Here is a 13,483-nt window from a genome sequence, read left to right on the forward strand (position 1 = left end):
AATATAAATCAGCAAATATTAACTTATCAAAAACCTAATGTTAATGGGATTAATTTTTTGTTAAATGATACGGATTACGGGGTGCGGGATTTCGGGATGTGGGTGCAAATACAGAAATTCAGGGATGAAATAAGCTGAGCAGCTGATGTGTTTTTTTGCGTATTTTCAATTATAACACATTATAATCCGAACCTCGTACCCCGGAACCGCATTTCAAAACCCCGCATCTCGAATCCCGCACCCGCCTATTTCGCTTTACTCACATCTGTAAGGGAATTCAGAAAGGCTATAATCTGTTTTATTTCTGTTTCGGTAAGATTTAATTTATCCGGTGCAAGGGTTTGGTTTTTCATTTTTAATCCTAATCCTTCTCCGCCTCCTTCATTATAAAAGTCAAGAACTTCTTCTAATGTATTAAAAGCTCCGTTATGAAAATAAGGTTTGGTAAGAGCAATATTTCTAACGGTTACTGTTTTAAAAGAATAATCATAAATCCATGATTTTTCCTTTTTTACAGGACTGTTTCCTCTTCCAAGATCCTGATCAAGCTCCACAGGAAGCTGTTTGATTGGTCTGCTAGGTATTCCCAGTACTTCAGATTCATTTTCATTAAAAAACGGCGGCACCAATCCGGAAAATGTGGGTGTAAAGTGACAGGTTGCACAATTGGCTTTTCCCATAAACAGGTTGAATCCTTTTTTCACATCTTCAGAAACATTTTTTTCATTCCTCATAAAACGATCGAAATCGCTGTCAAAGGAATATAATGAAGCCACATAAGAGCTTAATGCTTTTGAAAAATTTTCTTTGGTGATCTTTCCATCCTTAAAAGCTGCACGAAAAGCCTTTTTATATTCAGGTTTTGTTTTTAATTTCTGAATAATACTTTCATAGCTTGTATTGAATTCCTGTTCATTATAAATGACGTGTTCTGCCTGCTGTTCCAGATAAAAAGCGCGAAGGTCATAGAAAAATCTCTTGGCAAAAACAGCATTATATAAAGACGGTGAGTTTCTCAGTACTGTTTTTCCTTCTACATTGCTTTGTGATTTTGCCTTAAGGTCTGTAAAAGCATTTTCCTGAAGATGACAGGTGGCACAGCTCATCTTTGCATTACCGCTTAAGTTCTGATCATAGAAAATGGATTTCCCAAGGCTGCGGAGTTCTGGATTATCTTCTGAGGATTTCAATAAGGTATAAAAATACGGATCTAAAAAATCACTGCTGAAAAAGTTCTTATTTCCGACATTCCAACCAGAGAATTCTTTAAGATCATCAGGCCTTCCATCCCATTTCCCCAACTCTTCGTATAAAGGCTGTATGTATTTTTTGTAAAACTCAATTCTGTCAAAAGTTTCAAAATCGGTATTTTTTGAAAGATAATTAATTGCGTTTGTTAAAGTCTGATTGGCTTTCTGCGTATTATAATTCTTAAAATAAGGATCATCATTAATATATTTCTGCATCCCTGAAAAAGCATGACTGGCTTCTTCGGAAACATTCAAAGAACCTGGAGTATCAAAACCTGTCACTCCGAGAGAATAGATTCTGATCAGCTCAATACGCAAAGGTAATGTCTTATTATTTCCTTTGCTCAAACCATTTTTCAAAGCACTTAGATAAAACCCGGAATAGCTGTTGTATAAAAAGGTAGTAATTGTTTTGATCTTTTCTTTTTCATTTCCTGCTTCATCTGAAAATATTAATTCATCCAGCACCTGCAATCCTTCAGGAGGAAGTGTATAAGCAGACGTTCCAGCGGCTTCAATATGAAACAATGGGGCTGCATTCAGATGGGTTTTGGTGAATTCAGGATAATGATAAGCCACATAAAATTCTATTTCTTTGAATGAATTTCTGGTACTGCTCAGTGATTTCTGTAATTCTTCAAGGGAAATTTGGTCTTCTGAGAACTTATCAACATCTGATTTCAGCTGTTCAAGCTTAGTTTTGAAGTTGGACAACCCTTTATTGACAAATGTATTTTCACTTTCTTTTCCTTTATAAACAGGATTAAAAGACATTACTGCAAATCCTATCAGAAGGACGATTACAAGCAGTGGATAAGATCTCATGAATTTTTAGCGGCAAAAGTATTGATCTGATGTTATCTCAGTTTTAATAACAGATTAAATAATGTTTATATTTCTGATATCATATTTTTCACTAATTTTAAACCCCGAAATCAAATTCATTATTCTAAAGGAAACGGTTATTCGAAATACCGGTAAAAATAATGGCGGGAGATTATTGGGCGAGGATTTTTTTAAATTGGATTCAACACATCAAAAAAAACTAAAATAGTATTATGAAAACAAAACTATGGTTTGCTGTTGCAGCAAGTTTCCTTTCTCTGACGGCATTTTCACAAAAGAAAAAGCAAACGGAAAACCAGTCCGTAAAGCCACAGGAAATGGCTGTCTATGCAGAAAAAAAAGGTTCTGATTATTATCTGGTCCGCCTTGAAAAGGATAAAAACATCCCCAATGTTTATGTATATTCCAACGGTGTTACCAAGCCTTATAAAAATTATTCTGATCTGAAAGATATTGTAGCAGAATTCCCGGGAATGATGACTTCCAACAATTCCACAAAGGAAGAACTGATTTCTATTCTTAAAAAAGATGAACATTTCTACGAAATCACCTCACAGAGGAAAGATCCTAAAAATATTGAAAAAACTGTCATTACTGTGTATGAGGTAATGAACGGCCAGAAAAGAATTGTAGAAGAATACAATGATATCTATGAAGTGATGGCATCTCCTTATAAAGAAGCCATTATGATTAATTAAAAAAACAAAAAATATACATATTATGCTAAACAAACTTGCTGCCTCAGAACTTGTTCTGAATGAAGACGGAAGTGTATACCACCTGAATCTTTTACCTGAAGATATTGCTGACAAAATCATCCTTGTGGGTGATCCTGACAGAGTGGCAAAAGTTTCAAAATACTTTGATACTGTAGAAATTAAAAAAAATAAAAGAGAATTTTACACGCATACAGGAACGCTTCGTGGAGAAAGAATTACTGTAATGTCTACGGGTATCGGAACTGAAAACATCGATATCGTAATGAACGAACTGGATGCTTTAGTGAACATCGATCTTAAAAATAAAGAATTTAAGACTGAACATAAAGCTCTTGAGTTATTCCGTATGGGAACTTGTGGAAGCGTAAACCCGGATGTACAGGTTGATAATATGCTGATTACCCAAAATGTAGTAGGATTAGACGGATTGATGCATTTCTATCAGGATTATAACTTTGAAAATGAGTTTTCCAAAAACTTCTTAGAAAAATTCCCTTACGAAAGAATCAAGCCGATGCTTTATTTCTCAGACTGGGCGGAAGAAATGGGAGAATATTACAAAGATGCCAAATACCACGGGAATACGGCAACATTCCCAGGGTTCTATGCTCCACAGGGAAGACAGCTTCGTCTAAAGGCAGTAGATGACAAATTCTTAGAAACATTGAATGATCTTGGAATCACCAATTTCGAGATGGAAACCTCTGCAATCTATGCACTTTCAAAATTATTAGGACACAAAGCAATTACTGTAAACAATGTTATTGCCAACAGAAGACGCGGTGAATTCTCTGCAGACCACCATGCTTCTGAGAAAAACCTTATTGATTGGGTATTGGAAAGAATTATTAAATAATTATTTTATTGATATAATACAAAACCTCTGGAAGTTGTTTCCGGAGGTTTTTTTATAATTTTTGGCTAAAGCCAATTGAATTTTCATCTGTTAAAAAACAGGCTCCCTTCGTCTACATTCAGGATATTAACCCGTTCCTATTGAATTTTGCTGAATTTTGATTCTTCCACGATGAGTAGAACTCACCACTCATTTTGTCATTCCGTAGGAATCTAAATATAAGACTTTAAAAAGCAGCGTAGAGATTCCTTCGGAATGACAGAGGTCTCAATAGAAATGTCGTAAACAAAAATGGATTAAAAACTGATGATAAAAATTACAAATGAAAAATTCCTGGATCAGGATACTGAATTTATTTTAACAGGCTAAAGCCATTCTCATTGAATTTTACTGAATTTTGATTCTTTCACGATGAATAAAACTTATCACCCATCCTGTCATTCCGTAGGAATCCAAATACACAAGTTTTTAAAATAACGTAGAGATTCCTGCGGAATGACAAAGGTGTCAATAGAAATTTTGTATGGAAAAATAGATTAAAAACTGATGATAAAAATTACAAATGAAAAGTCTTAGGATCAGGATACTGAATTTATTTTAACAGGCTAAAGCCATTCTCATTGAATTTTACTGAATTTTGATTCTTTCACGATGAATAAAACTTATCACCCATCTTGTCATTCCGTAGGAATCTAAATACAAGACTTTAAAAAGCAGCGTAGAGATTCCTAAGGAATGACAGAGTTGTCAATAGAAATTTTGTATGGAAAAATGGATTAAAAACTGATGATAAAAATTACAAATGAAAAGTCCTAGGATCAGGATATTGAAATGTATAATCCAGCTCTGAAATTAATTTTGAAGACAGCACTTTCTTTCCTTTTACTTCAAAAACTTCCTCGTCAGGGATATTTTTCTGTGCGTTAATCACCTGGCTTTTTGCCGGATGAATCGGAGCCGTAACATTATAAAGTTTTGCTTCTGTTTTACTTTCAATCATTTGTGTGATAATGGCACTGATATCAGCATAGTGAATATGATTCACGGCATGATCAAGATTGCCGACATTATAATTTTTCAAAAGCCTGTTGTCTCCCATCAAGCCTCCTAATCTAAGAATATTGAGCTGAGGATATCTATTTCTCAACATTCTTTCTCCCGATACATTCTCCAATGGAACATCTTCTTCTGTAAAATCTTTTGGAAGATCCGGATAAACTCCTGTGGAACTCATCAGAAATATCTGGCCTTTAAAATCTCCGATAAATGCTGATAAATTTTGAATTCTGTTATATAAAGAACTTACACAACAGCTTTTTTCAGAAACCGGAATGGTAATAATTAAAACATCAATATTTTTAATTTCCTCCCATTGAGAAAGAGGTTCTGTCAGCTGATAGTCCGGAAAAGAAGCTAGTACTGCATGAATTCCTTTGCTGTTAAGATCATTTACTTTATTATCTGTTGTTGTCGTTGCAGATATTGTATATTTTCTGGATAAAGAAGATGCAATTTTTTCTCCCAGCCAGCCATAACCTATAATTCCTATTTTCTTCATATTTCAACAGAGCTTTTCATTTTTTAATGGTACAAAAATATCAATAAGTTATGAAACAAAGTATCCATAAGCCTTTCAAGATTTTTTATTTTGTAATTTATTTTACTGGAATTTGAATCAGTACCTACAATTATTTTCTGGTAAAGCAGTCCTTTATGTGGTCATTTACCATGCCGGTAGCTTGCATATGGGCATAAATTACTGTAGAACCCACGAATTTAAATCCTCTTTTTTTAAGTTCTTTGGATATAAGATCGGAAATTTCTGTTGTGGCAGGAACATCAGCTAAAGTCTGGGGACTGTTATCAATCGGTTTTCCGCCTGTAAAGTTCCAGATATAGTTAGAAAAACTCCCGAATTCTTTCTGAATTTCCATGAATTTCTGAGCATTGGTAACAGCTGCCAGAATTTTAAGCCTGTTTCTGATAATTCCCGGGTTGTTCATTAATTCTTCGATCTTCTTCTCCGAATAAGCGGCTACTTTTTTATAATCAAAATGATCAAAAGCTTTCCTGAAATTCTCTCTTTTAGACAAAATAGTATACCAGCTCAGTCCGGCCTGAAAGCTTTCAAGAATAAGGAATTCAAATATTGTTTCATCATCATACACGGGTCTTCCCCACTCTTCATCATGATACTTTCTGTAGAGATCATCTTTTTCGCACCATCCACACCGTATTTTTTCCATAATTATCAAATTTTATCTACTAAAGATACTGCTGATTTGGAAAAATATAACAAAAGATTATGAAAAGTTTAACAAAGGCGTTCTATTTTAGGAATAGTTATTGTTTAATTACTGATACCAAACTAAAATTTATACTATTATGAACAATTCAGAGTACAACAAAGCGGAAAATGCAGTAAACAATGTAGAAAATTCTTTACAGAATGCAACGGACAAAGCCAAATGGAAAATCAATGAATTGGCAGATAAGGCTAAAGATTATATTAATGAGAAAAGAGATAATGATCAGGAAGCCAGCCAGGAAGACTGGCTCGACAGGGTAAAAGCTAATGTATCCGATGCCTGGGAGGATATCAAAGATAAAGCAGATGAGGCATGGGAAAAAACCAAAGATGCGGCAGAGGATGTAAAAGCAGAATGGAATAAGAAAACCAATTAGTATTTCAGTCATATAAATATTTTCAATAAAATGGAGTCTTAAATTGATAAGGCTCCATTTTTTATTATGTCATAACCACAATTATTGCTACATTTGTATTATAATAAACATTAAAAAATTATGTCATACGGTTTACTTAAAGGCAAAAAGGGAATTATTTTTGGAGCCCTTAATGAACAATCTATCGCATGGAAAGTTGCTGAAAGATGCCATGAGGAAGGTGCTGAATTTATCTTATCCAATGCTCCTATTGCTTTGAGAATGGGGGAACTTAATGGATTAGCAGAAAAAACAGGTTCTGAAGTAATAGCAGCAGATGCTACTTCTATAGAAGATCTTGAAAAACTTTTTGATGCCGCTGTTGCAAAATTTGGAAAAATCGACTTTATCCTTCATTCTATCGGAATGTCTATCAACGTAAGAAAAGGAAAACATTATACAGAAATGAACTACGACTGGTTGGAAAAAGGTTGGGATATCTCCGCTGTTTCTTTCCATAAAGTAATGCGTGTAGCTTGGGAAAAAGACTGTATGAACGAATGGGGAAGCATCCTGGCGCTTACTTATATTGCTGCTCAAAGAACATTCCCGGATTATAATGATATGTCTGATAACAAAGCTTATCTTGAAAGCATTGCAAGAACTTTCGGAAACTATTGGGGTGAAAGAAAAGTACGTGTAAATACCGTTTCTCAGTCTCCTACAATGACTACTGCCGGTAGTGGTGTGAAAGGTTTCGGAGGATTCCTTGGATATGCAGAAGATATGTCTCCACTAGGAAATGCTACAGCTCTTGAATGTGCAGACTATTGCGTTACCCTTTTCTCTGATCTTACGAAGAAAGTAACGATGCAGAACCTTTTCCATGATGGTGGTTTCAGCAGCTCAGGAGTTACTCAGAAAGTGATCAGCAAATATGATGTTGAATAATCATTCATTAAAAAAATAACGAACAAAGTTCCGTTCAAAAATAAATAAAACCCATGAAAAACTTCATGGGTTTTCTGTTTTTATAATCCTGAAACTCATCATTCACAAATAAAACCCGGCGGCCTCAAAGAGGCCGCCGGATCTGTCAAAAATAATATTAATATGTAATATGAAACTATAAAATTACAGTCTGTATAGAGTGTGCAGGAGCATTCAGCTTGGCGGCCATTCCTTCTATCCATAGATTCGTTTCAATATCATTGTCTGAATCGTTCATAATAACAGTTACCAATTGTCCGTTTTCATTCATAAAAGCGGAAGATGTCAGCGCAGCTCTGTTGGATGAGCTGCCGATTCTCTGAGCATTTGGTTTGATATATTTTGAAACGTGGCCTATATAATAGTATTCATAGGTATAGAACACCTCACCTGTTTTTGTGTCTGCAATAATCGGGGCAAAGCAGAAGTTTCCTTTATGGTTAGGTCCTCCGGTTTCATCCAATAGAATATTCCAGTCAGTCCATAATGCATTTCCCTTGTTGAAATCGTTCAGCATATTTTTGCTGTAAAGCTCACCCAGGCTTACATCATAGATCTTATCCATACTGAACTGTTCTTTACAACCTTCCGTGAACGCTAAGAATTTATCCGGAAAAGCTCTGTGCGTTTCTGCTAAATTGTCAAAAAGCTGGGTTTTATTGTTCCATGTTTCATACCAGTGATACCCGATACCGCTGGCGTATTTTGAAGTTTCAGGATCGCTTAATGTAGTAGTGGCTCTTTGATAGATAAGGTCTCTGTTGTGATCCCAGATCATTATTTTTTTATCTTTATATCCGTTTTTCCAAAGCGTTGGTCCAAGGTTCTTTTTCAGGAATTCTCCTTCTTCTTCAGCGGTGTAGATGCATGATTCCCAGCTTTGGGTAGCCATTGGCTCGTTTTGAACGGTTAGTCCCCAGATATTGATTCCTCTTTTTTCATATTCTTTAATGAATTTGATATAGTAATCGGCCCACGTCTGATAGTACTCATTTTCTAATCTTCCTCCTTTGTACAAACTTTTATTAGATTTCATCCAGGCAGGCGGGCTCCACGGAGAGAAATAAAAAGTAAAATTATTTCCGATCGCTTTCTGTGCTTCTTTGATCATCGGAATTTTATACTTCTCATCATGAGCAACATTGAACGTTTTCAGGGAAGTGTCATTATCTTCTACATACGTGTAAGAATCACTGGAGAAGTCACAGGAGTTCATATTGGTACGAACAACAGTGTAACCCAATCCGTTTTTTCCAAAATAAGCATCCAGAATTTCCTTTTGCTTGTTCTTTGGCATTTTATAAAAAGTTTCTGCTGATGCATCTGTGATGGCACCGCCAATTCCTATCAGTTTCTGATATTTAAAGTTGGGAGCTACAAAAATACAGGCTTCCGTTTCCTTGGGCTGACCAAATTGTTCAAATTTAACGGCTCCTTTATCCGCCATCTTCTCATCCGCCTTCGAATTGGTAAGGATCACCTTAGCTGTTTTTCCTGCATTCTTTTTCCAATAATTCTGAGCATTGACATTGATGACAACGCCTACTAAAAAACAACTTACAATTAGTTTTTTCATGATTTTTTTATTTTGGACAATTGTGTCCCCTATTCATTATTTATTCTGGTAGACTCTTACGTAGTCTATATAATATTTCTGTGGAAAAATAGAATCATCAATTCCTTTTTGTCCTCCCCACATTCCACCTACAGCGAGGTTTAAAATGATAAAATAAGGTCTGTCAAAGGGCCATGCTTCATTACTTTTCTCTTTATTCACATAGGTGAAAAATTTTTGATCATCGATATACACATCAATCTTTTCCGGTGTCCAGTCTGCTTTATAGACATGAAACTTTTCGCTGGCATCTTTTACAAACAGTGTATCTGTTTTCTGTGTTCCCTGAATATGATTGTATTTTTTTGTATGAACGGAAGCATGTATAAATCCCTGGTTATACCCAACATGTTCCATGATATCCAATTCACCGTCATCCGGCCATTTCTTCATATTTTCACTCATCATCCAGATGGCCGGCCATGTTCCACGACCTTTGGGAAGCTTTGCTCTGACTTCTACTGTTCCATATTGAAAAGCAAATTTCCCTTTGGTTAAAAGTCTTGCAGAAGTATATTTATTGTTTTCCCAATTTTCTTTTTTGGCTTCAATGATGAGGTTTCCTTTTTCCATTCTGGCATTCTCAAGCCTGTTTTTGGTATAAAACTGAGCTTCTTCATTTCCAAAACCACCACCTCCTACATCATAATTCCATTTTAATGAATCCGGAAGACCTTTACCATTAAATTCATCATTCCAGATCAGGGTTCTGTGTGAAGCACAGTTGAGAGCCGAAAGAAAGAATATTCCTATTACACAGATATTTATTGTATTTCTGAATTTGATTTTCATGTGTATTAAGTTTTGGCTAAAGCCGTTCTTTTTATATTTTCATAAGTGGGCTTTAGCCCACTCCTATTGAATTGAATTGAATTGAATTGAATTTATTTTGTCCAGGTGATTCTTTTGGTCTGAACATTTTGAGAATCAGTTCCTATCATAATGTCAAATTCTCCGCTTTCCCAATCAAAGTTCAGATTGTCATCAAAAAACTTCAGGTCTTGCGGTGTCAGCCTGAATTCTATCTTTTTACTTTCTCCTTTTTTGATAAGTACTTTCTGGAAGCCTTTCAACTCTTTTACCGGTCTTACTACTTTACCGAAAAGATCCCTGATATAAAGCTGAACGACCTCTTCTCCATCATATTTTCCTGTATTGGAAACGGTAACACCGATATTCAGACTCTGATTTCCTGTAAGACTTGTTGAACTTAATACCATATCGGAATATTTGAAATCGGTATAGCTTAAACCATATCCAAACGGATATTTCGGGTCATTATCAAGATCTATATAGGCTGAAACATAGTTTCTGTCTGTGTTATTTTTTGCAGGTCTTCCCGTATTATAATGATTGTAGTATACAGGAATCTGGCCCTCTGTTCTCGGGAAACTCATCGGAAGCTTTCCTCCGGGATTCACGGTACCAAACAGAACGTCTGCAATAGAGTTCCCTGCTTCGGTTCCCAACCACCATGTGTATACAATTGTTGGAATATTATCTGATGCCCAGTTGAAAATAAGAGGTCTTCCTGCATTAACCATCAAAATGATTGGCTTTCCTGTTTTCGCAATTTCTTTCAGTAAATCTTCCTGTACTCCTGTAAATCCGATAGCACTTCGGCTTTTTGCTTCTCCACTCATCGCATGGCCTTCTCCCAGCGTCATAATCACCACATCTGCTTTTTTTGCCATTTCTATGGCTTCTGCAAACTGGGTTTTATCCTGATCATCTACATTACAGCCTTTTGCATAGAGTAAAGTAGAATTTTTATCCAGTTGATTTTTAATTCCGTCAAATTGTGAAACGATTCTTTGATTGTCATCTTTGAATGCAACAGACCAGAAGCCGTGATTAGCTACAGTTTCTTTACCGAAAGGTCCTATCAACGCTACCGTTTTTGTAGTTTTTGAAAGGGGAAGAATATTTCCCTGGTTTTTAAGAAGAACAATACTTTTTGAACCAAATTCTCTCCCGAATTTTCTGTTCTCCTGGTTATTGGTCTGTTCTTTTTGTCTTTTTTCATCGCTGAATCGGTAAGGATCATCGAAAAGACCCATTTCAAATTTCTTGGTTAAAATTCTTCCCGTTGCGTCATCTACCAATTTAGGATCTACTTTTCCTTCTTTAACCAACTTGGGAAGTTCTGCCATGTAGACACGGCTTTCCATATCCATATCGCTTCCGCCCTGTATAGCTCTTTCTCCCGCTTCATTAGCATCTTTGGCATAGCCATGAGGAACCATTTCCCCGATGCTTCCCCAGTCTGAAACCACAAAACCTTTATAGTTCCATTTTCCCTTTAACAGATCTCTCTGAATATATTTGTTAGCCGTTGCCGGAATTCCGTTGATATCATTGAAAGAGTTCATAAAAGTGGCCACTCCTGCTTCAGCAGCAGCTTTGAACGGAGGAAGGTATGTTTCATTCAGTTGTCTGAGACTCATATCTACTGAATTATAATCTCTTCCACCTACTGCTGCTCCATATGCTGCGAAATGTTTTGCACAGGCCATCACCGCATCAAGACTTCCCAGACCTCTGCCTTGAAATCCTTTAATCCTTGCCAATCCTATTTTTGTTCCCAGGTAAGTATCTTCCCCGGAACCTTCCATCACTCTTCCCCATCTGGGATCTCTGGCAATATCCACCATTGGAGCAAACGTCCAGTGAATACCATAAGCAGCGGCTTCTGTTGCAGCGATTCTTTCCGATTTTTCTATCATCCCAAGATCCCAGCTTGCTGCCTGGCCCAGATTTACAGGAAATGTGGTACGGTATCCGTGAATAACGTCCTGCCCGAACAGCAAAGGAATTTTCAGCCTCGACTGCATCGCCAGTTTCTGAAATGATCTGGTTTCTTCTGATCCTGCCACATTCAGCATGGAACCTACTTTACCTTTTTTAATTTCTTCTAAAACGGCTGCCGAATTAGATTTCTGAGGTCCTGTAGCATATTCAAACCCACTGTACTGGACCATCTGCCCTACTTTTTCTTCAAGGGTCATTTTAGACAGCAATTCTGCTACCTTCTGATCAATTGTTTTCTGTCCGTAAGCATTCAATCCCAATGCGGAAAATGCCAGTAAGAAATAAACTCTTTTCATAGTATCAAATTAAAAAATATAGGTTGCTGTAGAACGTCCTGAAATTGTTACAGCAGCGGTTTTCCCGGCAAATTTAATATTAAAATTCTCATCTGAAGGGTTATCGTTCTGCACAATTAAAACTATTTTCCCAAATTGAGTCATAAAGGCGGCAGTGGAAAGTTTATCAGTCTGTGTGGAAACGATACGCTGAGCACCAGCCGGAACAAATTTCGAAGCGTGTGCAATAATATAATAGGAAACATTTCTGGTGAAATTTTCACTGTCAGACACAGTAATCGCTCCTTTACATTCTGTGCATCCTCCATCTGTATGCGGAGCATATTTCGGATCATTGGCAAGATTCCATTCAAGCGCAATTTTACTCCAGTTTCTCATAGACCCAATGATTACATTTTTTGTATGCCAGTTCAGGTCTTCGGCAAAAGTTCCTTTGGATCCGGTCCATTGTTCGGTAAAGTATAAATTCTTATCCGGAAAAGCATCATGTACCGTACTTAGTGCTGAAATATCCCCTTCATATAAGTGAAAAGCAGATCCATCAATATACGGATTGGCTTCGGAATCTTTTAGAATATCAATGGCATATTCAGGTTTGTTACAATTGTGATCATAGACAACAATTTTAGTGGTAATTCCATTTGTTTTAAAAACCGGACCTAAATGATTTTTGATAAAATTTCCCTGCTGTTCAGAAGGCATGTATAGACTAGGATTATTTCCCGGATGTAAAGGTTCATTCTGAGGGGTTACAGCATCAATGGTAATGCCTTCTTTTTTCATTCCCTGAATGTATTTTACAAAATATTGAGCATATGTTCCATAGAATTCAGTTTTCAAGCTTCCTCCTTTTGACTGGCCATTGTCTTTCATCCAAACAGGTGGTGACCATGGTGCTGCAATGATTTTAACAGAAGGGTTGATTGCTAAAATTTCTTTTAACATAGCAATCAGATTTTTATCTTTTGCCAAACTGAATTTTGAAAGAGAAGGATCAGTCTGTCCTTCCGGCAAATCATCGTATGAAAATACTTCACCATCAAGATCGGAAGCTCCTATACTTAATCTTAAATAACTGATAGAAATTGAGTTTTTGCCATTTCCAAAAAGCTCACTAAGCAGTGCCTTTCTTTTGGAAGGCGACAATCTGTTGATTACCTCAACACTTCCTCCTGTTAATGTATATCCAAAGCCATCAATATATTGAAACTTTTGAGAATCGTCAATTTCAATATTCTGAAAGCTGTTGGTGTTATTTGCAAATTTAACAGAGGTTTGCTGTTGTAATTTTACACTTCCATCACCTTTTGTAAGCCAGTACTGAACTTCATTTCCTTTGTTGGAAGCAACTGATGTACACGACAAAGAAAAAAGGGCCACACCACTAAGTAGTGCGGCACCTCTAAAGAAACTATATAAGTTGTGAAACTTCATAT

11 protein-coding genes are annotated in these 13,483 nt (G+C 36.3%); 4 read left to right on the forward strand and 7 right to left on the reverse strand.

Features of this window, described 5'->3' with window-relative positions:
* Window positions 1–245: 245 nt before the first annotated feature.
* Window positions 246–2,075: a cytochrome-c peroxidase gene (locus LC457_RS05080; RefSeq protein ID WP_223598902.1), complete on the reverse strand. Its 1,830-nt coding sequence runs from the start codon at window positions 2,073–2,075 to the stop codon at window positions 246–248.
* A gap of 233 nt (window positions 2,076–2,308) precedes the next feature.
* Between LC457_RS05080 and LC457_RS05085 the strand changes: the two genes are divergently transcribed.
* Together LC457_RS05085 and LC457_RS05090 are read left to right on the forward strand one after the other, a co-directional pair.
* Window positions 2,309–2,794: a hypothetical protein gene (locus LC457_RS05085; RefSeq protein WP_223598903.1), complete on the forward strand. Its 486-nt coding sequence runs from the start codon at window positions 2,309–2,311 to the stop codon at window positions 2,792–2,794.
* Window positions 2,795–2,816: 22 nt separating this feature from the next.
* Window positions 2,817–3,671, forward strand: coding sequence for a nucleoside phosphorylase (locus tag LC457_RS05090; RefSeq protein ID WP_223598904.1), 855 nt, complete (start codon window positions 2,817–2,819; stop codon window positions 3,669–3,671).
* Between the two features lie 796 nt (window positions 3,672–4,467).
* On the opposite strand, the gene LC457_RS05095 is transcribed toward LC457_RS05090, so the two are convergent.
* Window positions 4,468–5,229, reverse strand: coding sequence for an NAD-binding protein (locus LC457_RS05095; protein ID WP_223598905.1), 762 nt, complete (start codon window positions 5,227–5,229; stop codon window positions 4,468–4,470).
* Between the two features lie 130 nt (window positions 5,230–5,359).
* Window positions 5,360–5,917, reverse strand: coding sequence for a DNA-3-methyladenine glycosylase I (locus LC457_RS05100; RefSeq protein ID WP_223598906.1), 558 nt, complete (start codon window positions 5,915–5,917; stop codon window positions 5,360–5,362).
* Between the two features lie 139 nt (window positions 5,918–6,056).
* On the opposite strand from LC457_RS05100, the gene LC457_RS05105 reads away from it, so the two are divergent.
* Window positions 6,057–6,356 (forward strand): hypothetical protein, encoded by a 300-nt coding sequence (locus LC457_RS05105; protein WP_047384507.1) that lies wholly within the window; start codon window positions 6,057–6,059, stop codon window positions 6,354–6,356.
* 120 nt (window positions 6,357–6,476) lie between these two features.
* The gene (locus LC457_RS05110; protein ID WP_116011849.1) at window positions 6,477–7,286 is read left to right on the forward strand and encodes an enoyl-ACP reductase; all 810 of its coding nucleotides are present in this window, start codon (window positions 6,477–6,479) and stop codon (window positions 7,284–7,286) included.
* Window positions 7,287–7,461: 175 nt separating this feature from the next.
* Here the strand turns inward: LC457_RS05110 and LC457_RS05115 are convergent, their stop codons facing one another.
* The 4 genes from LC457_RS05115 to LC457_RS05130 form a co-directional block, all read right to left on the reverse strand.
* Window positions 7,462–8,901: a glycoside hydrolase family 30 beta sandwich domain-containing protein gene (locus tag LC457_RS05115; RefSeq protein ID WP_223598907.1), complete on the reverse strand. Its 1,440-nt coding sequence runs from the start codon at window positions 8,899–8,901 to the stop codon at window positions 7,462–7,464.
* A gap of 36 nt (window positions 8,902–8,937) precedes the next feature.
* Window positions 8,938–9,732: a family 16 glycosylhydrolase gene (locus tag LC457_RS05120; protein WP_223598908.1), complete on the reverse strand. Its 795-nt coding sequence runs from the start codon at window positions 9,730–9,732 to the stop codon at window positions 8,938–8,940.
* 92 nt (window positions 9,733–9,824) lie between these two features.
* Entirely contained in the window at window positions 9,825–12,047 is a 2,223-nt protein-coding gene (gene bglX / locus LC457_RS05125; RefSeq protein ID WP_223598909.1) for a beta-glucosidase BglX, read from the reverse strand.
* Window positions 12,048–12,056: 9 nt separating this feature from the next.
* A complete protein-coding gene (locus tag LC457_RS05130) occupies window positions 12,057–13,481 on the reverse strand; it encodes a glycoside hydrolase family 30 beta sandwich domain-containing protein (RefSeq protein ID WP_223598910.1) in 1,425 nt (474 codons plus the stop codon).
* Window positions 13,482–13,483: the final 2 nt, after the last annotated feature.

Source organism: Chryseobacterium sp. GVT01B (assembly GCF_019970045.1).
Classification (GTDB): Bacteria; Bacteroidota; Bacteroidia; order Flavobacteriales; family Weeksellaceae; genus Chryseobacterium.